The sequence below is a fragment of the Mesorhizobium captivum genome, assembly GCF_033977165.1.
Lineage (GTDB): Bacteria > Pseudomonadota > Alphaproteobacteria > Rhizobiales > Rhizobiaceae > Mesorhizobium > Mesorhizobium captivum.
Map to the genome: position 1 here is coordinate 26632 of NZ_JAVIJB010000039.1, position 18699 is coordinate 45330.

Here is an 18699-nt window from a genome sequence, read left to right on the forward strand (position 1 = left end):
GAATGAAGGCCCGTCTGCTCGCTGCCGCGAAACCGGTCGTGCTTGCGGCCGGTGTGGCTCACGTGGCAGCCACAGCCCAGGCCGCCTGCCCGATCCAGCTCGCCGTCTATGGCGAGGCGCGGAGCGGCGCCGAGATCGACTTCAGTCCAACCGGCCCCTCGGCGACGATCACCAACACATTCCGCATGATCCTCGACAACAACACCGTGCTCGATGGCATCGCGATGTGGACCGAGGGCTCCGCCTCGCGCCCGCACGGCTCGCTTATGTACAGATGCCCGACCGGCGACGTCACCGGCGAGGAGCTTGCCGCCTGCACGGTCTGGGAAGGCGTGATCTACAGCGCCGATGAGAAGGGTACCGTCGGCCTGCTGCCGGCCGAGGGCGCCAATGCGCCGAAGAGCCTGATCTTTCCCGATCTCGGGCCGTCGCTCGAGATGTCGGCCGCTTACGGTCCCGCCGGCTTCTCCAAAGTGCCGTGGGACATTTTTTCCCTGAAAGGCTGCCAGGAATGAGTGCTGACAAGAAGACGCTGCTGGTCACCGGCGGCAGCCGCGGCATCGGTGCGGCTATCTGCCGGCAGGCCGTCCAGGCCGGTTATCGCGTGGCGGTCAACTATGTCTCCAACCGGTTTGCTGCCGATGCATTGGTCGCCGAGCTCGAAGCCGCCAGCGGCGAGGCCTTCGCGATCAAGGGCGATGTCGGCAGCGAAACGGAAGTCATGGCGATGTTCGGGGCAGTGGACAAGGCCTTCGGCCGGCTCGATGCCTTCGTCAACAATGCCGGCATCGTCGACGTCAAGGCGCGTGTCGACGAGATGAGCGCCGAGCGGGTCGAGCGCATGATGCGCATCAACGTCGTCGGCTCCTTCCTTTGCGCGCGCGAGGCGGTGAAGCGCATGTCGACCCGGCATGGCGGCAAGGGCGGCGCCATCGTCAACCTGTCCTCGGCGGCCGCCAGGCTCGGCTCGCCCGGCGAATATGTCGACTACGCCGCCTCCAAGGGCGCGATCGACACGCTGACGATCGGGCTGGCGCGCGAGGTGGTGCTGGAAGGCATTCGCGTCAATGCGGTCAGCCCCGGCATCACCGAGACCGAGATCCATGCTTCCGGCGGCCAGCCGGACCGCGTGGCTCGGATGCAGGACATGCTGCCGATGAAGCGGGCGGGCACGGCCGATGAGGTCGCGAGCGCGGTTCTCTATCTTTTGTCGGACGCGGCCTCCTATATAACGGGCGCGATCCTGAATGTGAGCGGCGGCCGCTGAAGGCCGGATAAACCGGATAATAAGGACAGTCTCATGGCTTATGACGTCGTAATCATCGGATCGGGACCGGGCGGCTATGTCTGCGCCATCAAGGCGGCGCAGCTCGGCCTGAAGACGGCGGTGATCGAGAAGAGCCCGACCTTTGGCGGCACCTGCCTCAACATCGGCTGCATCCCGTCGAAAGCGCTGCTCCACGCCTCCGAGATGTTCGCGGAAGCAGGCCATGCCTTCGACATGCTGGGGGTCGAGGTCGGTGCGCCGAAGCTCAACCTGAAGAAGATGCTGGCGCACAAGGACGCAACCGTGGCCTCCAACGTCAGCGGTGTCGCCTTCCTGTTCAAGAAGAACAAGATCGATTCCTTCCGCGGCACTGGCAAGGTGGTTTCCGCCGGCAAGGTGTCGGTGACCGGCGAGGACGGCAAGGTCGAGGAGATCGAGACCAAGAACATCGTCATTGCCACCGGTTCCGACGTCGCCGGCATTCCGGGCGTCAAGGTCGACTTCGACGAGAAGGTGATCGTGTCCTCCACCGGCGCGCTGTCGCTGGCCAAGGTGCCTGGCCATCTCATTGTGGTCGGCGGCGGCGTCATCGGGCTGGAATTGGGCTCGGTGTGGGCGCGGCTCGGCGCCAAGGTCACGGTCGTCGAGTTCCTCGACACCATCCTCGGCGGCATGGACGGCGAGGTCTCGAAGCAGTTCCAGCGGCTCCTGGCCAAGCAGGGTTTCGAGTTCAAGCTCGGCGCCAAGGTCACCGGCGTCGCCAAGAGCAAGAAGGGCGCCAGCATCAAGTTCGAGCCGGTGAAGGGCGGTGACGCGGAAACGATCGAGGCCGACGTCGTGCTGGTCGCCACCGGCCGCCGCCCCTATGCCGACAGCCTGGGGCTGAAGGAAGCGGGCGTCGAAATGGACGAGCGCGGTCGGGTCAAGACCGACGGCCATCTCAGGACAAGCGTGCCCGGCATCTATGCCATCGGCGACGTCATCGCCGGGCCGATGCTGGCGCACAAGGCCGAGGACGAGGGCGTGGCGGTGGCCGAAACGATCGCCGGCCAGGCCGGCCATGTGAATTACGACGTCATCCCGAGCGTCGTCTACACCACCCCGGAAATCGCCTCCGTCGGCAAGACCGAAGAGGAGCTGAAGAAGGCCGGCATCGACTACAAGGTCGGCAAGTTCCCGTTCAGCGCCAATGGCCGCGCGCGCGCCATGCTGCACACCGACGGCTTCGTGAAAATCCTGGCCGACAAGGCAAGCGACCGCGTGCTCGGCGTCCATATCGTCGGCTTCGGCGCCGGCGAGATGATCCATGAAGCGGCGGTGCTGATGGAGTTCGGTGGTTCCTCGGAAGACCTAGCCCGCACCTGCCACGCGCACCCGACGATGTCGGAAGCGGTCAAGGAAGCGGCACTGGCAACATTCTTCAAGCCGATCCACATCTAGAGCAGTTCACCGTTTCACGGAAACGCCGAACTGCTCTAACTGTTTGTTTCTACGCAATTCCGGACGGAAAACCGTTACACACTTTTCCTGCAATTGCTCTAGAGCGTTTCACCATTTCACGGAAACGGCGAACCGCTCTATCTGTTTGTTTTGACGCAATTCCGGACGGAAAACCGCTCAAACTTTTCCTGGAATTGCTCCGAGAGGGCCAGGGGGCGAACGCCGCCCTACGACCGGCGTGAGCTCGCCTGGATTGTCAACGCTGCCAAACAAACGGCCCGCCTTCTGGCGGGCCGTTCATTGTTGAGTTGGGCCTGATCACTGAGCCGGAGCCGGGGATGGCGAGGGTGCCGGGGCAGGCGCCGGAGCGGGCGCGGGAGCCGGGGCAGGCGTCGGCGTAGCAGGTGCCGGCTCAGGAGCCGGAGTAGGCGTCGCAGGCGCTGGCTCAGCCGGAGCGGGTGCGGGTGCCGGTGTCGTAGCGGCCGGCGGCTCGGCGGGCGCCGGCGCCTTTTCGCCGCCGGTTCTGCCAAAAACATAATACGCAACAATGGCCAGGATAATGACAACAAGGGCGATCAGCCACCCGCTGCCGCCGCCACCCGACGAGGGAGGTGTGCTCGGAGGGGTGAAGGGGTCGTTAGGGTTCGCCATGAAACGTGTCCTCCTTGGAATGAAAGGCTTCAATCAACAGCCATCAACGCGCGATCCCGCTATCGGTTTCACGCAGGCGGACGGAAAGCGCTGAAAAACCGGCGTTTTCCGCTCCCCAGCCGCCAGACGACTCAGTTGACGGCGGTAACAATATACCCCGCCTTGCGGAAATCTTCGACCAGTCCGTCAGGGCCGGGCAGATGTAGCGCGCCGACGGCCATGAAGGCATTGCCCTTGGCCAGAATCGGCCCGGCATGTTCCACCATCACCTTGTTGCGGCTGGTGATCATGGTCTGCTCGAAGGCGGCATAGCCTGCCTGGTCGTTCGCGGCGTCGGGCAGCACGGCGCGGAACAGTGGCCAGAACATGCCGACATCGCCGCGCTGGTAGAGCACGATCATGGTTTCGTTGACGTCGTTCACCCGGTCGCCGAGCTTCAGCGTCTCGACCAGCCCTTTCATGTGGTAGGCAAGCGGCAGCGAGGCCATGGCGCGCAATTGGTCGGCGGCGGTTTCCAATCCCTCGACGTCCTTGCCGGACGCCTTGGCGTCGGAGGCCAGCTTGATGTCCAGCACCGGCGCGCCGGCGGCCTGGCGCGCCACCTCGCAGGCCGGCAGCGCCACCATGGCCGACAGGATCCACGGCTTCATCTTGGCGACAGTCAGGGGCGGGATGCCGCGTGCATCGAGCCCCTTGTTCAGCACCGCCACGTCTTCGGGCGACAGCAGCGAGGACAGCGTCGTGTTGTCGGTGAACATCATCAGGCCAGGCTCGGCGGCCATGGCGGCCATCATCTTGGCCTTGTCGAGGGCGTCGGTGGTTTCGATGACGACGGTGTCGGCGCCGTCATAGGCCTTTTGCGCCGCAGCCGGCAGTGTGGTGACGCGCGCGTCGGTCACGTGCATGGTGCCGAACAGGAAGGACGGCTTTTCGCCCGGCTTTTCCAGCTTCCACAGCAGGCCTTTGCCGTTCGGAACGGCAGCGGCCTCGGTCTCGACCTTCTTGAAGGCGGCGGGATCGCTCTTTGCGAGGCTTTCCAGCAGATCGATGCCGGCGCAGGTGGGCGCTTCGGCATGCGCCCAGCCGGCCAGCAGCAGGACGACGAGGAACGACAGGAAAAACAGCGCGTTAAGCGCCGCGAGCAGCTTCAACGAGACGAGAGCCGCGCGGTCGGCGATGGCGATGACGCGTTTCATGAGGAGCTTCTTAAGCTGAAAAAGCGGCAAAACGGTTAACCGGGAGAATGAAATTGCTTCCGGTGCAGTGAGTTTGACGATCGCTTGAGTTGTCGGGAGGGAAGGCTTTGACGATTGGCCGAAACGCCCATCGCTTCGTCATCCACGGGCGGAGCAAGGAGCGAAGCGACGCGGCGCAGACCCGAGGATCCATTCCGTTGCCTGAGCCGTGGAATGCGGCGATGCAGAATTCTGCACCATTGCGGAGCGTCGAGATCACGGAATGGATCACAGGGTCTTCGCGACGGAGCTTCGCTCCTGCTTCGCCCGGGGACGACGAAGTCGGAGGCCTCGCACAATTCCAGATGCTTCACGCCCTGGGATGCGCCCGTTCGTAGATATCGAGCAGCCTTGCGGTGTCGACGCCGGTATAGATCTGGGTGGTCGACAGGCTGGCATGGCCGAGCAGCTCCTGGATGGTGCGCAGGTCGCCGCCGCGGCCGAGCAGATGCGTGGCGAAGGAATGGCGCAAGGCATGCGGCGTCGCGGTGTCCGGCAGGTTCAGCGCCGAGCGCAGCTTTGCCATCTCGCGTTGCACGATCGCCGGGTTGAGCGGTCCGCCGCGGGCGCCGCGAAACAGCAGTCCCTTCGGATCGATATCGAACGGGCAGAGCCGCCGGTATTCGGCAACCGCGCGTGACGCCACCGGTAGGACCGGCACCAGCCGCGTCTTGCCGCCCTTGCCGGTGATGCGCAGCACCGTGTCGGTCTCCGTGGCGAGATCGGCGCCGCTGAGGCCAAGCGCCTCCGAAATGCGCAGCCCGGAACCATAGAGCAGCGTCAGCACGGCGGCGTTGCGGGCGGCGATCCATGGCTCTTCCGCCAGCTGGCCTTCCACGGCTACGACCTGTTTCGCATCGCTCGCCGTCAGCGGCTTGGGCAGCGATTTCGGCTGGCGCGGCGCGCGCAACGCCGCGGCACCCGCGGCGTTGGCGAGGCCGCGCTTTTCCAGAAAGCGCAGCAGCGAGCGGATGCCGGCGAGGCCGCGCCCAAGCGTGCGGGCGCCGGCGCCGGCGTTGCGGCGCGCGGCGAGGAAGCCGCGCAGGTCGGCCGGCCGCAGGTCGGCGATCTCCGAGATGCCGGGCGGGCCGCCGCAATGTCCGGTCAGAAAATGCAGGAACTGGCGCGTGTCGCGCTCATAGGCTTCGACCGTCTCCGGCGACAGCCGGCGCTCGAGCGCCAGCATCTTCAGCCAGGTTTCGCGCGCCGCCTGAAGGTCGGGCTTTGCCGGGATGAGGAATTCCTGCATGGCAGGCATCTTCCGCCAGGCAGGTTAGGAAGCGGTGAAGAGCGCGTCATTGAAATGACGGCCGGGGAGGGTTAGAGCAGGGCAAAGGAAGCGCTGCCGATGTCGAAGCTGCAAAACCCCGTACAGATGGCCGTGATCGGCGCCGCGCACGGCATCAAGGGCGAATTGCGCGTGAAAACCTTCACCGGCGATCCGCTGGCGCTTGCCGATTACGGGCCGCTCTACGCCAAGGATGGCCGCGCCTTCCAGATCCTCGACATCAGGCCGGCCGGCACGGTGGTGGTGGTGCGCTTCAAGGGCGTCAGTGACCGCAACGCCGCCGAAGCGCTTGCCGGCACCGAACTCTTCGTCGACCGTTCGGTGCTGCCGGACGATGGCGAGGAGGACGAGTTCTACCACGCCGACCTGATCGGCCTGGAGGTCAGGGACGATACCGGCGTCATCGGCAGGGTTGTCGCCGTGCACAATTTCGGCGGCGGCGACATACTCGATGTCACGCTCGCCGGCCGCAAGGGCGTGCTGATCCCGTTCACCCAGGCCGCGGTGCCGCATGTGTCGATCGCCGACGGTTTCGTCCAGGTCGATCCGCTGGCGGCGGGGTTGGCCGAGGACGAAGAGACCGAGGCGCCCGGCGGTTCCGGCTTCGACCCGAAAGGCCGGCCGCGCGGACCGAAGGACGCCGGGGGCAACCGGTGAGCTTTGCCGCCTCGGTGCTGACGCTCTATCCCGAAATGTTTCCGGGCGCGCTCGGCCTGTCGCTTGCGGGCCGGGCACTCGAGGCCGGCACCTGGTCGCTGGAAGCGATCCAGATCCGCGACTTCGCCACCGACAGGCATCGCACGGTGGACGACACGCCGGCCGGCGGCGGCGCCGGCATGGTGATGCGCGCCGACGTGCTGGCCAAGGCCATCGACCATGCCTCGCCGCCGGGCGATCCGCGACCGCGCCTTTTGATGAGCCCGCGCGGAAAACCGCTGACGCAGGCCCGCGTGCGCGAGCTCGCCGCGGGGCCGGGCGCCGTCATCCTGTGCGGTCGCTTCGAAGGCGTCGACCAGCGGCTGATCGAGGCGCGGGGAGTAGAGGAAGTTTCGATCGGCGACTTCATCCTGTCCGGCGGCGAGCCGGCGGCGCTTGTGCTGCTCGATGCGGTGGTGCGGCTCCTGCCCGGAGTCATGGGCAATGCCGTCTCGGGCGAGGAAGAAAGTTTCGAGAACGGCCTGCTCGAGCACCCGCATTACACGCGGCCGCAGGAGTTCGAGGGCAGGCAGATCCCCGAGGTGCTGATCTCGGGCAACCACAAGAAGATCGCGGAATGGCGGCGCGCCGAGGCTGAGAAGCTGACCCGGGAACGGCGGCCGGACCTATGGGCGGCAGGTCACCCCTTGGCGAAATAGTAGAAGGCCAGGATCAGACCTACGGCAACGACGAAGCCGCGCACGGCACCCTGCGGCACGCGCTTGGCGATCCACACCCCGGCATAGCCGCCCAGCGCCACACCTGGGATCATGACGACCGCCTGCGGCCAGGCGACGACGCCCCCGGAAACGAACACCAGGATGGCGACGACAGCGATCACGATGGACAGCATGTTCTTCAGCGCGTTCAGCCGGTGGTAGTCGCCGGCTTGCGTCAGGCCGAGGGTCGCCAGCATCATGACGCCCATGCCGGCGCCGAAGAAGCCGCCATAGACCGAGGTCGCGAACTGCACCAGCGATCCCGCCAGCGAGCCGACCGAGGCCTGATGTTCCGGTCCGGCTGTCGGCTTCAGCCATGGTCCGGCCGCGAACAAGGCGGTGGCGGCGATGAGCAACCAGGGCACGAGGGCACGGAAGGACGGATTGGAGAGCGCAAGCAGGATGAGCGAGCCGGCAAGCGCGCCCCCGGCCGAGATCAGGCAAAGCAGCAGGGCGCCGCGCCAGAAATGCCGGATATCGGCCCAATAGGCGAGCGTCGAGGTTATATAGCCCGGCAGTTGCGTCACCGATGAGGTGGCGTTGGCCATGATCGGCGGCAGGCCGACCAGCGTCATGGCGCCGAAAGTGACGAAGGTGCCGCCGCCGGCGACCGCGTTGGCGGCGCCCGAGGCAAAACCCGCCAGGAAGAGCAGGACAGCATCGAAGAACGTCATTGAGGGGAGGCCCGGGGAAATCACTTTTCTCGGCTTAGAAAGCTTGCGGGGCTCGCGCAACCGGCAGGGCGGCAATAAGATGGTGCCATCGGCGCAAAAAATACACCTCAAAGGCGTGACAAAGCGCCGAAATAGCTGTATGTGGCCGCCCGAACCGGAAGAATAGTCTTCTGGACCCGTCAACAAATGGCGGTGTAGCCGTCCCTGTCCGATGCTTGACGCAAAGGACATAGCCGAGCGGTCATTGGAACTGCAAGGCGAGCTGAGGACGCTCTGGCTGTCGGAAGAACAAGAAGTGGATTTTTGAGATGGACCTCATCCGTCAGCTCGAGGCCGAGCAGGCCGCCAAGATCGAAGCCAAGCGCAAGCTGCCCGAATTCCAGCCGGGCGACACCGTGCGCGTGCAGGTGCGCGTCACCGAAGGCAGCCGCACCCGCGTCCAGGCCTATGAGGGCGTCGTCATCGCCCGCTCCGGCTCCGGCTTCCAGGAGAATTTCACCGTCCGCAAGATTTCCTACGGCGAAGGCGTCGAGCGCGTGTTCCCGGTCTACTCGCCGATGGTCGAAGGCGTCGAGATCGTGCGCCGCGGCAAGGTGCGTCGCGCCAAGCTCTATTACCTGCGCGACCGTCGCGGCAAGTCGGCCCGCATTTCGGAAAACACCGGCGTTCGCGCCCGCAAGCTGAACGACGAGGAGCGTGATGCCCTGAACGCCGAGCGCGCCCGCATCGAGGCTGAGAAGGTCGCCGCCGCCGAGGCGCTGGCTGCCGAGAAGGCCGCGCAGGACGCCGCCGAGAAGAAGGCAGCCGAGGCCGCCGAGAAGAACGCCGCCGAGGCGGCTTCCGCCGAATAAGGCGCTTCTGCAAACATGTTTTGGAAAAGGCGGCTTCGGCCGCCTTTTTCTTTTTGGCGGCACGCAACGTCGTCATCCCAGGGGCTCCGCGACGGAGCTTCGCTCCTGCTACGCCCTGGGATGACGAAGATGGGTTGACACCAATTATCTTGTACACTAAATAATCGTGTACAATGCAAACGGAGACAAGAATGTCAGCACTCTACACCACCCAGGCCCGCGTCGTTGGCGGCCGCGCGGGGCATGCCGAGACCAGCGACGGTCTACTCAAACTCGATCTGGCGATGCCGAAGGAGTTCGGCGGGCAGGGCGGCGCCACCAATCCCGAGCAGCTTTTCGCCGCCGGTTATGCCGCCTGCTTCGAAAGCGCGATCCGCTTCGTCGCGCGCAAGAAGAAGCTGCCGCTCGAGGATGCGGCGGTGACGGCCACCGTCAGCCTCTATCCCAACGACCAGGGCGGTTTTAGGCTGGGTGTCGCGCTGGCGGCCGTGACGAAAGGCCTTGATCAGGCGGGCGCGGAAGCGCTTGTATCGGAAGCGCACCAGATCTGTCCCTATTCCAACGCCATCCGGGGCAATATCGACGTGGCGCTTTCCACGGTGGCGCTTGCGGCAAAGGCGGCATGACGACGAAGCTTGAAACCAGACCCAGCGACGTAGCGGCGGATAACGCCGGGGCGATTGCCGTTCCGCGTCTCGACCAGCAGCTCTGCTTCGCGCTCTATTCGGCAAGCGGGCTGATGACCAGGCTTTACCGGCCGCTGCTGGACCCGCTCGGCCTCACCTACCCGCAATATCTGGCGATGCTGGCGCTGTGGCAGCGTTCGCCCATGACGGTTGGCGAGCTTGGCGAGGCGCTGGGTCTCGATTCGGCAACGCTGACGCCGCTGGTCAAGCGGATGGAAGCGGGCGGCCTCGTCACCCGCCGGCGCGACAGCGCCGACGAGCGCCGGGTGCTGGTCGAGCCGACCGAGAGGGGCCAGGCGCTGCGCGCGAACATGAAGGATGTAACCGCAGCGCTTGCCTGCAGCATGCCGCTGGAACGGGTCGAGCTGAAAGCCCTGCACGGCATGCTCACTCGACTGGTCGCCGGCCTGCGCGATGCCGTCGCGGAGGCTGCGGAATAATCGCTTCACCGGCAGCGTTCGGAAACCGTGCCGATCAGAGCATGGGAATCCGCTTTGGCGCTTGTCCATGCAGCGGATCGGCTTGCAAGGCGCCTGCGGAAAGCTAAAGTCGGCGCCGGGTTTTCATGCGTGCCCGCATGGCGGGCGTTTCAGGTTCTGGGGAGTTGTCATGACCAAGTCGAAACTGCTGCTGGCCGCCATGGTGGCCTGTCTTCTCGCGCCCATCGCGGCGCTCGCCGACACGCTGCCCGATCTCGGCGGCAAAAAGGTTGTGGTGGTGACGGAGAACGCCTACCCGCCGCTGCAGTTCATCGACAAGAAAACCGGCAAGCAGATCGGCTGGGAGTATGACGCGATGGACGAGATCGCCAAGCGGCTCAATTTCAAGGTCGAGTACCAGAACACGTCCTGGGACGCGATGATCCAGGCGGTTTCCGACAACCAGTACAACATCGGCATGACCGGCATCACCATCAAGGACGATCGCAAGCAGAAGGTCGACTTCTCCGATCCCTATATGCGCTCGGAGCAGTTCATGCTGGTGCGCGGCGACGAAAGCCGCTTCACCGATGCCAAGAGTTTTGCCGCCTTCAAGGACGGGCTGATCGGCGCCCAGCCCGGCACCACGCCCTTCTACACCGCCGTCTACAGCGTGCTCGACGGCAACGAGCAGAATCCGCGCATCAAACTTTTCGAAACATTCGGCGCCACCGTGCAGGCGCTGAAGTCCGGCGACGTCGACGTGGTGCTCACCGACGGCACCGCCGGCAAGGGCTATGTCGACGCTTCCGAAGGCAAGCTCAAGCTGATCGGCGGCCCGCTCGGAACGGAAGATTTCGGCTTCATCTTCCCGAAGGGCTCCGACCTGGTGAAGCCGGTCAACGCCGCGATCGCCGCGCTCAAGGCCGACGGCACGCTGGATGGGCTGAACAAAAAGTGGTTCCTTGATTACAAGATGGGGCAGTGAGCTCGTCTTGTTGAGAACAGTGCGTGTGCAACAACTCGCGCTGATTTTGCGCCAAGGCACCCCCCTCTGCCCTACCAGGCATCTCCCCCTCAAGTGGGGAGATCGGATGTCGCGCCGGCTTTCGCCAATCTCCAGCGCAGCAGGATTGGCGGCAAGGCCGAAGCTGCCAATCTCCCCCCTTGAGGGGGAGATTGCCGGCAGGCGAGAGGGGGGTGCCTTGGCGCCCTGCCGTCGCAATGTCCGCCCGGCAGGCATCGCCTAATGCCCGCCGCACCATCCTCCGCCAAATCCGAATTCCCCTGGTGGCTGGCCGCCGCGGCCATCCTTGCGCTTGCCGCCGCCCTCGCCATTGCCGCGAGCGATATCTATGCCGAGGTCTTCGCCACCGTCGCCAAGGGCATCGGCATCACCATTTTCGTCACCGTGGTCGCTTTCGCGCTGGCCTCGGCGCTGGGGCTCGGCATCGCGCTGATGGCGCTATCGGGGTCGCAATGGCTGCGGCAGATCGCCCGCTTCTATGTCGAGATCATCCGCGGCGTGCCGATCCTGGTGCTGTTGTTCTGGATCGCTTTTGCCGGCGCGCCGGCCTTCGTCGCGGCGTGGAACGCGCTGACGGCGCCGCTGCAGAGCGCCGGGCTGCTTGGCGAATTGCTGGTGCGCGACGTCTCGCTTCTGTGGCGCGCCATCATGGCGCTCACCATCGGCTACTCGGCCTTCATTTCGGAAGTGTTCCGGGCCGGTATCCAGTCGGTCGAGAAGGGCCAGATCGAAGCGGCCAAGGCGCTCGGGCTGACGCGCGTGCAGCGCTTCCGCCTGATCGTCTTCCCGCAGGCGATCCGCACCATCCTGCCGCCGCTCGGCAACGACTTCGTCGCCATGGTCAAGGATTCCTCGCTGGTCTCGGTGCTGGGCGTCGCCGACATCACCCAGATCGGCAAGGTCTATGCCGCCGGCTCCTTCCGCTTCTTCGAGACCTATTCGATCGTTGCCTATGTCTATCTCATCCTGACCGTCGGCCTGTCGCTGGCGCTGCGGGCGGTGGAACGGCGGCTGCGCCGGCAGCGTGAGGAATAGCCGGCAGAGATGGTCCGCGCTACGATCCCGCTGTTCGATGCGTATCCATGGAGGAGCCGACCATGAATTTCGACAAGGCCAATGCGGCGCTGGACTCCGTCTACACGGCCGAGACGCCGGAGGCGCTCGCCAAGGCCTATGCCGAATGGGCGGCGAGCTATGACAGCGAGACCGCCTCGCTGGGCTACATTTTGCCGTTCCTGATCACTTCCTGGGTGGCGCGCCATGTGCCTGCGAGCGAAGGCCCGCTGCTTGACGCCGGCTGCGGCACCGGCCTGTCGGGACCGTCGCTCAAGGCGCTGGGCTATGGCGATATCGGCGGCCTCGACCTCTCCGACGACATGCTGAAGATCGCCGGCAGCCGCAACGCTTACAGCGAGCTGAAAAAGGCGATGCTCGGCGGCCCGCTGCCCTGGCCGGACGGCCATTTCCGCGTCGTCTTCTCGACCGGCGTCTTCACCATCGGCCACGCGCCGGCTTCCGGCCTGCACGAGCTGGTGCGCATCACCAAAAGCGGCGGCCACGCCATCTTCACCGTGCGCGATCAGGTGTTCGAGAGCGGCGGATTCCAAGCTGTGTTCGACGAGCTTGAGCGTGCCAAGAGATGGCGGTTGGTTGAGCAAAGTCCGTGGTTCCGCTGCTATGCGATCGGCGACCCGGACGCGCTGGTGAGGACCTTTGTGTTCGAGGTGTTGTGAGGGGTTAAGCTGGCGCCAGTTCCTCGCCCACGCGAAAGCGGGGGAGAGGTGGCCCGGCGAAGCCGGGACGGAGCGAGGGGCGACGCTGGCGACGTCAGAGCCGGTTGAGAGAAGGCGAACTGTTGACCAAGGCGGGCGCTTGGCAATCGACTTTAGCGCAACCAACTTCCAGACGCCGCGAAGGCCCCTCTCCGTCCCGGCTTCGCCGGGCCACCTCTCCCCACTTCGTGGGGCGAGGAACCAGTGCCTCGCCGCAATTGCCGAAAAGCCAAAACATTGCTATCTACCCCGCCATGGAAGAGCTTTTCGGCGATCCGGCCTATAAGGGTTTCGTGCTGCAGGACAGGAAGCGCCTGCCGTCGCGGTTTGCCGCGCGCGTGTGCGGCGCGCTCACCAGCCGACTTAGCCTGGCCGTCTGAAAGTCGCTTCGCCGGTTTAAGCCCGGCGCCAGCTTTTCTCATTTTTCAAAATCGACGGATTTACGCATATGAGCGCACCGCGCACCCTCTACGACAAGATATTCGACGACCATGTCGTCGACCGCCAGGACGACGGCACCTGCCTGCTCTACATCGACCGCCACCTCGTGCATGAGGTCACCAGCCCGCAGGCCTTCGAAGGCCTGCGCATGACCGGCCGCCAGGTTCGCCATCCCGAGAAGACGCTGGCCGTGGTCGATCACAACGTGCCGACCTCGCCCGAGCGCAAGTTCGGCATCAAGAACGAGGAAAGCCGCATCCAGGTCGAGGCGCTGGCCAAGAACGCCAAGGATTTCGGCATCGAGTATTATTCCGAGAACGACGTCCGCCAGGGCATCGTCCACATCATCGGGCCGGAGCAGGGCTTTACGCTCCCCGGCATGACCATCGTCTGCGGCGACAGCCACACCTCGACGCATGGCGCCTTCGGTGCCTTGGCGCACGGCATCGGCACGTCGGAAGTCGAGCATGTGCTCGCAACCCAGACGCTGATCCAGCGCAAGGCCAAGAACATGCTGGTGCGCGTCGACGGCCAGCTTCCGGAAGGCGTCACCGCCAAGGACATCATCCTCGCCATCATCGGCGAGATCGGCACCGCCGGCGGCACCGGTTATGTCATCGAATATGCCGGCGAAGCGATCCGCTCGCTGTCGATGGAAGGCCGCATGACGATCTGCAACATGTCGATCGAGGGCGGCGCGCGCGCCGGCCTGATCGCGCCGGACGAGACGACCTTCGCTTATGTGAAGGACAAGCCGCGCGCGCCGAAGGGCGCTGCCTGGGATTCAGCACTCGCCTATTGGAAGACGCTGCATTCCGACGAAGGCGCGCACTTCGACAAGGTGGTCGTGCTCGACGCGCAAAAACTGCCGCCGATCGTCTCCTGGGGCTCCTCGCCCGAGGATGTCGTCTCGGTGCAGGGCTTCGTGCCCAATCCGGCCGATATCGCCGACGAGAACAAGCGCACGTCGAAGCTGCGCGCGCTCGACTATATGGGGCTGACGCCGGGAACAAAGATCACCGACATCGCGCTCGATCGCGTCTTCATCGGCTCCTGCACCAACGGCCGCATCGAGGACCTGCGCGCCGCCGCCAAGGTGGTCGAGGGCAGAAAAGTCAATCCGCGCGTCAATGCGATGATCGTGCCGGGCTCCGGCCTGGTGAAGGAGCAGGCCGAGGCCGAGGGTCTCGACAAGATCTTCGTCGCCGCCGGCTTCGACTGGCGCGAGCCGGGCTGCTCGATGTGCCTGGCCATGAACGACGATCGGCTGAAGCCGCATGAGCGATGCGCCTCGACCTCGAACCGCAATTTCGAGGGCCGGCAGGGCTTCAAGGGCCGCACCCATCTGGTGTCGCCGGCCATGGCGGCGGCCGCCGCGATCGCCGGCCACTTCGTCGACATCCGCGACTGGAAATAACGGCCAGCCTGCAAAGCAGGAAAGGCCCGGACCGCGCTGCGATCCGGGCCCTTTTGCTTGTTGCGCTCAGCGGTCGCCGCGTCGAATGATCTTGTGAAACTCCTCGCGCCGGCCGGGCTCGTCGGCAGCGACCACCAGTGCCAGTTTTTGCTCGTCGAAAATCCCGAACCACTCATCCCATTCGACCAGCTCGTAGCCGCCGGCATTGAATGGCCGCTCCGGGCGGTCGTCGTCCTCATAGGCGTTCTGGCCGAAAACCAGGCGCAGCATGGGTTGCGTTCCGGCCTCGGGCGAGACGTCGACGATGGCCGGAAATCCGGCGCGCGCCGCCGCCCAGGAACGGATCGCATCGTGATCGGTCAGAGTGATTGTACCGGCCATCGGCATTCTCCTGTTTTGTTGAAAACGCCGGCCTTGCCGAGCTGTTCCGTGCCATGGCTTAACCGCTTGTTTGCGCTTCCGCACTAGCATCTCCCCTTGCGTAAAGTTGGGGAAAGTCACGGCCCGTTGGACACTGGTCTGCTCATAGCGCTGCTCAATCCGACGATAGCGCTGGTGCTCGGCGCCGCGTTCCTCGTGCTGTGGTTTTATCAGCGCCACCGCCCGTATCTGGCGGTGCTGGCGGCGAGCTACTGCCTGTCGGCGCCGGGTTTCCTGTTGCAATATTTCACGCTTCCAATCGGCTTCGTGCTGACCAAACTGATCTCCAACATATGCTTCACGATAGCCGCCTGCTGCCTCTCCGGCGCGATCGTCGCACGCTATGGCCGGCGCGTGCCCTATATCGGCATTGCCATCATGACCGGCGGCGGCCTCGCCGCCTTCGCATGGTTCATGTTCGTCCAGCCGGATCTCACCTGGCGCGTGCTCGGCATGAATTTCGGCTTCGGCGCCTTGAGCCTGCTCGTCGCCGCCGAGCTCAGGACGATGCGCAACAATGGGCCGACGGAGAAGATCCTGTTCGTGCTGTCGCTGCTTTCGGCGCTGAACTTCACCGCCCGTACCCTGATCGTCATCGTCGCGCATGGACCGTTCCCGAGCTATGACGGCTTCTACGGCTCGTCCTATTGGACGACGGCGCTGCTCTCGCATGCGCTCTTGTCGCTGTTGATCGCGCTCTGCCTGTTCACGGCGGCGGCGCTCGATGTCATGAAGGCACTGAAGGCCGAAACCCGCACCGATCCGCTGTCGGGGCTCCTCAACCGCCGCGGTTTCGAGGAAAGGGCCGCACTGCTGCTCGATCGATGCGCCAAGACGGGATCCCCCGTCGCGCTGGTGCTTGCCGACCTCGATCACTTCAAGGCGCTCAACGACCGGCACGGACATGAAGCGGGCGACCGGGCGATCGCCGATTTCGCCGCCAAGCTGCGCTTTGCCACAGGCACGCGGGGCGCCGCTGGCCGCATCGGCGGCGAGGAATTCGCCGTGCTTCTGCCGCTCAGCGACCTCGCCTCGGCGCGCCTGTTCGCCGAAGCGATCCGCGGCTACTATTCGGCCGGCGCGGTCGACGGGCTTCCTTCCGGCGTCAGGATGACCGCGAGCTTCGGCGTCGCCGCCCGCACCGGCAATGAAGGTCTGGGGCCGCTGATGCGGCGCGCCGACGAGGCGCTCTACAAGGCCAAGAGGAACGGTCGCGACAGCGTCCGTCTCTCCTACGAGCGGCCTGAAGCCACGTTCGTGCCCGAACGGCTCGGCGTCGCCTGAAGCGTGGGCTTCGTCAATCTCGAAGATGTGCAGCCCCCGCGTTAACGTGTTTTTCGCCCGTCGATGGTTTTCTGTCCCAGGGGGCTTGGACGGACATGGGCAGCGCTGATTTCATCCTGGTGATCAATCTGTTCGTCGCCGGGCTTCTGGCGGCGGCCTTCATGACGATCGCCCTCTATGACGTCGGGCGCGTGTCGGCGCGCTGGCTGGCCTTCGGCTACGGGCTCGGTATGGCCTACTTCGCCATCGAATTCAGCATCCCCGCCTTTGCCGATGCCCGGCTGCCGGTTGTCGCAGCCTTCGCCGTCTTCCTCGGCGCGACCGTCGCCTTCAACGGCGGGCTTGCCCACAAATATGGTCTGACGCCGCCCTGGGTGCCGATGCTGTTCTTCCTGGGCGTCGCCTCGGTCGCCGTCTATCTGGTGCAGGACCTGCCGCGCCACTCACTCACCCGCATGATGGCCTATCAGCTTCCGTATGCCGCCATGCAGTTCACCGCTCTCGGTATCGTGCTCTCCTCCAGGCAGAGGCTCGGGCGGCTCGATCACATATTGATGGTCGTGCTCGCGGCAAGCGCCGCGCAGTTCGCATCAAAACCTTTCATCGCCGGCGCGCTGGGCGGCTGGGGCGCCAATCCGCAATCCTATGTGCAGACGGGTTATGCGCTGGTGTCGCAATCGCTCGGCACCGTGTTTGGCTTGGCGCTGGCGCTGCTGGCGCTCGCCATATTGGTGCGCGACGTGCTGGCCGAGGCGACGTCGAAATCGGAGACGGACACGCTGTCGAGGCTGCTCAATCGCGGCGGCTTCGAACGTCACGCAGAGCTCGCGCTGAGGGATGCGGTGCGCCGGGGCGCTCCGGTGGCGCTGGTCATCGCCGACCTCGACCACTTCAAGGGCGTCAACGACAGCTACGGCCACGCTTGCGGCGATCGCGTCATCGAGACCTTCGCAGGCCTCCTGCGCGAGGCGGCGGCCGAGCACCATGTCGCCGGCCGCATCGGCGGCGAGGAATTCGCTATCATCCTGCCCGGCACAAATCTTGCCGCCGCGCGGCTTTTCGCGGAGGGCGCGCGCAGCGCCTTCGGCACGCTGCCGATCGAGGGCCTGCACACCGATCATCGCTGCAGCGCGAGCTTCGGCGTCGCCGAGCTCGCGGCGGACGAGGGGTTTTCAGATCTCATGCGTCGTGCCGACGACGCGCTCTACGCGGCCAAGAATGCCGGCCGCGACTGCGTGCGCTTATCGCCCGGAATCGCGATGCGACAGGCCAAGGCGCTCAGCGGCAGGGGCTGAGGTTGGGCATCTCGCCGTCGGAAAGCCCGTACATATAGGAGCGGCCTTTCACGAAGACCGGCGGCTGATAGCAGCCCGGCGCGCCGGCATCGTCCGATTCGTCGTAGATCACGTCGGGCTGGCCGGCGCCGGTGAAGTCGGAAAGCTGCTTGGCGTGCCTGCCCTCGCCGACGATGATGCGCTTGTAGCCGGCGGCGCTGTCGATGACGAGATTGCCGAAGGAATCGGCATAGACGCGGTCGTGATGGCGCAAGCCGGCCTTGGCCGGCACGGCAATCGCGGTGGCGAGTGCCGCCAGCGTGACGGCCGCGAAGCTCGCCCGCACTGATTTCGAACGCATGTCGCTCTCCCTTGATCGACGCGAGAGATCGCGCCTGGAATCGGATTCGAACCAGAAATTAACCCTTTCTTAACCTTTGTTAAGAGGCGAGCGGTCATTGGGATCGGAAGTTAATGGACATGGTTAATTTCGGGGGCTGATTCCTGACCAGGCGCAGGCATGGTCACGGGACCTGACCCGGCCCGGCTGGCTCCGGGTGAACTTGATCTTGGCGCGCCGCATGGCTAGCGTGCCGCGCATGAAAGGGGCAGTACATGACGGTTGGCCGCGCGGTTCGGGTGTCGCTCGTTATTTCGCCGCTCCTTGCAGCCGCTGCCTGCGTGCCGCAGAACGGCGCCCCCAAGGCAGCGAATACTGTATCGCCCGCGGTGTCACCTGCTCCTGGCCAGCGGCCCGCTGCACCCCTGGCGCCCTCGATAGCCGCAACGACGAAAACGCCAGCAACGCCTCCGTCGCCCACAACCAAAATCATCACCGACCTGACCGCGCCGCGATCCACCGTGGGTACGGCCACCTATCGATGCGGCAATGGCGGCATGATCACCATCCAGAATCTCGGCTCGTCGTTGCGTGTGCTCGGGCCGGATGGCGCGGCCGAAGAGTTTGCGGCTTCGCCGGCCAATCAGAGCAGCCGCTACCAGGAAGCGGCGACGCATGACGCAATCGTGATCGACGGACGCGAGGCGCTGGTGATGAAGAGAGGGTCGACCCCGCAGACCTGCAGAAGGTAGCGAGGTCAATCTTCATCGACATACCGCACCGCAGCGAGGTTGCGCC

21 protein-coding genes are annotated in these 18699 nt (G+C 65.2%); 16 read left to right on the forward strand and 5 right to left on the reverse strand.

The features are described 5' to 3' along the window. Positions 1 to 2 precede the first annotated feature (2 nt). From RFM40_RS26350 to lpdA, 3 genes are read left to right on the forward strand one after another with little or no spacing between them, the layout of a single operon-like run. On the forward strand, positions 3 to 515 hold the full coding sequence (locus tag RFM40_RS26350; RefSeq protein WP_320273211.1) for a hypothetical protein: 513 nt from the start codon (positions 3 to 5) through the stop codon (positions 513 to 515). Continuing rightward, positions 512 to 1267 carry an SDR family oxidoreductase gene (locus RFM40_RS26355; protein WP_320273212.1) on the forward strand — a complete coding sequence of 252 codons (756 nt, stop codon included), beginning with the start codon at positions 512 to 514 and terminating at the stop codon, positions 1265 to 1267. Before RFM40_RS26350 ends, RFM40_RS26355 begins: the two co-directional genes overlap by 4 nt. A gap of 33 nt (positions 1268 to 1300) precedes the next feature. Further along, positions 1301 to 2707 (forward strand): dihydrolipoyl dehydrogenase, encoded by a 1407-nt coding sequence (lpdA, locus tag RFM40_RS26360; protein ID WP_320278574.1) that lies wholly within the window; start codon positions 1301 to 1303, stop codon positions 2705 to 2707. A 782-nt stretch (positions 2708 to 3489) separates the two neighbouring features. Here the strand turns inward: lpdA and RFM40_RS26365 are convergent. Together RFM40_RS26365 and RFM40_RS26370 are read right to left on the reverse strand one after the other, a co-directional pair. Further along, positions 3490 to 4554: a TraB/GumN family protein gene (locus RFM40_RS26365; RefSeq protein ID WP_320229433.1), complete on the reverse strand. Its 1065-nt coding sequence runs from the start codon at positions 4552 to 4554 to the stop codon at positions 3490 to 3492. Between the two features lie 349 nt (positions 4555 to 4903). Next, positions 4904 to 5851: a tyrosine recombinase XerC gene (locus RFM40_RS26370; protein WP_430691732.1), complete on the reverse strand. Its 948-nt coding sequence runs from the start codon at positions 5849 to 5851 to the stop codon at positions 4904 to 4906. Between the two features lie 90 nt (positions 5852 to 5941). On the opposite strand from RFM40_RS26370, the gene rimM reads away from it, so the two are divergent. Further along, positions 5942 to 6538, forward strand: a complete 597-nt coding sequence (rimM, locus tag RFM40_RS26375) for a ribosome maturation factor RimM (protein WP_320229435.1) — start codon at positions 5942 to 5944, stop codon at positions 6536 to 6538. Beyond that, positions 6535 to 7236: a tRNA (guanosine(37)-N1)-methyltransferase TrmD gene (trmD, locus tag RFM40_RS26380; protein WP_320229436.1), complete on the forward strand. Its 702-nt coding sequence runs from the start codon at positions 6535 to 6537 to the stop codon at positions 7234 to 7236. The genes rimM and trmD overlap by 4 nt, the downstream gene beginning before the upstream one ends. Here the strand turns inward: trmD and RFM40_RS26385 are convergent. Continuing rightward, complete coding sequence (locus RFM40_RS26385; RefSeq protein WP_320229437.1) at positions 7218 to 7970, reverse strand: sulfite exporter TauE/SafE family protein; 753 nt, start codon at positions 7968 to 7970, stop codon at positions 7218 to 7220. The genes trmD and RFM40_RS26385 overlap by 19 nt on opposite strands. Before the next feature lie 308 nt (positions 7971 to 8278). Between RFM40_RS26385 and rplS the strand changes: the two genes are divergently transcribed. The 8 genes from rplS (at position 8279) to leuC (ending at position 14583) form a co-directional block, all read left to right on the forward strand. After that, a complete protein-coding gene (gene rplS / locus RFM40_RS26390; protein WP_320229438.1) occupies positions 8279 to 8821 on the forward strand; it encodes a 50S ribosomal protein L19 in 543 nt (180 codons plus the stop codon). A 191-nt stretch (positions 8822 to 9012) separates the two neighbouring features. Further along, entirely contained in the window at positions 9013 to 9447 is a 435-nt protein-coding gene (locus RFM40_RS26395) for an organic hydroperoxide resistance protein (RefSeq protein WP_320229439.1), read from the forward strand. Next, positions 9444 to 9947, forward strand: a complete 504-nt coding sequence (locus RFM40_RS26400; RefSeq protein WP_320229440.1) for a MarR family winged helix-turn-helix transcriptional regulator — start codon at positions 9444 to 9446, stop codon at positions 9945 to 9947. Before RFM40_RS26395 ends, RFM40_RS26400 begins: the two co-directional genes overlap by 4 nt. Before the next feature lie 169 nt (positions 9948 to 10116). Further along, on the forward strand, positions 10117 to 10914 hold the full coding sequence (locus RFM40_RS26405) for a transporter substrate-binding domain-containing protein (protein WP_320229441.1): 798 nt from the start codon (positions 10117 to 10119) through the stop codon (positions 10912 to 10914). A gap of 261 nt (positions 10915 to 11175) precedes the next feature. Continuing rightward, positions 11176 to 11988 carry an amino acid ABC transporter permease gene (locus tag RFM40_RS26410; RefSeq protein ID WP_320278575.1) on the forward strand — a complete coding sequence of 271 codons (813 nt, stop codon included), beginning with the start codon at positions 11176 to 11178 and terminating at the stop codon, positions 11986 to 11988. Positions 11989 to 12050: 62 nt separating this feature from the next. Beyond that, complete coding sequence (locus tag RFM40_RS26415) at positions 12051 to 12686, forward strand: class I SAM-dependent DNA methyltransferase (RefSeq protein ID WP_320229443.1); 636 nt, start codon at positions 12051 to 12053, stop codon at positions 12684 to 12686. A 122-nt stretch (positions 12687 to 12808) separates the two neighbouring features. After that, on the forward strand, positions 12809 to 13105 hold the full coding sequence (locus tag RFM40_RS26420; protein ID WP_320278583.1) for a hypothetical protein: 297 nt from the start codon (positions 12809 to 12811) through the stop codon (positions 13103 to 13105). 68 nt (positions 13106 to 13173) lie between these two features. Next, a complete protein-coding gene (gene leuC, locus RFM40_RS26425; protein ID WP_320229444.1) occupies positions 13174 to 14583 on the forward strand; it encodes a 3-isopropylmalate dehydratase large subunit in 1410 nt (469 codons plus the stop codon). Between the two features lie 66 nt (positions 14584 to 14649). Here leuC and RFM40_RS26430 read toward each other — a convergent pair whose 3' ends face one another. After that, positions 14650 to 14964 carry a hypothetical protein gene (locus RFM40_RS26430; protein WP_126097163.1) on the reverse strand — a complete coding sequence of 105 codons (315 nt, stop codon included), beginning with the start codon at positions 14962 to 14964 and terminating at the stop codon, positions 14650 to 14652. 126 nt (positions 14965 to 15090) lie between these two features. On the opposite strand from RFM40_RS26430, the gene RFM40_RS26435 reads away from it, so the two are divergent. Next, complete coding sequence (locus RFM40_RS26435) at positions 15091 to 16287, forward strand: GGDEF domain-containing protein (RefSeq protein ID WP_320229445.1); 1197 nt, start codon at positions 15091 to 15093, stop codon at positions 16285 to 16287. A gap of 95 nt (positions 16288 to 16382) precedes the next feature. Continuing rightward, entirely contained in the window at positions 16383 to 17582 is a 1200-nt protein-coding gene (locus tag RFM40_RS26440) for a GGDEF domain-containing protein (RefSeq protein WP_320229446.1), read from the forward strand. On the opposite strand, the gene RFM40_RS26445 is transcribed toward RFM40_RS26440, so the two are convergent. Next, complete coding sequence (locus tag RFM40_RS26445; protein ID WP_320229447.1) at positions 17566 to 17922, reverse strand: hypothetical protein; 357 nt, start codon at positions 17920 to 17922, stop codon at positions 17566 to 17568. The genes RFM40_RS26440 and RFM40_RS26445 overlap by 17 nt on opposite strands. A gap of 254 nt (positions 17923 to 18176) precedes the next feature. Between RFM40_RS26445 and RFM40_RS26450 the strand changes: the two genes are divergently transcribed. After that, positions 18177 to 18653 (forward strand): hypothetical protein, encoded by a 477-nt coding sequence (locus tag RFM40_RS26450; RefSeq protein ID WP_320278576.1) that lies wholly within the window; start codon positions 18177 to 18179, stop codon positions 18651 to 18653. Positions 18654 to 18699: the final 46 nt, after the last annotated feature.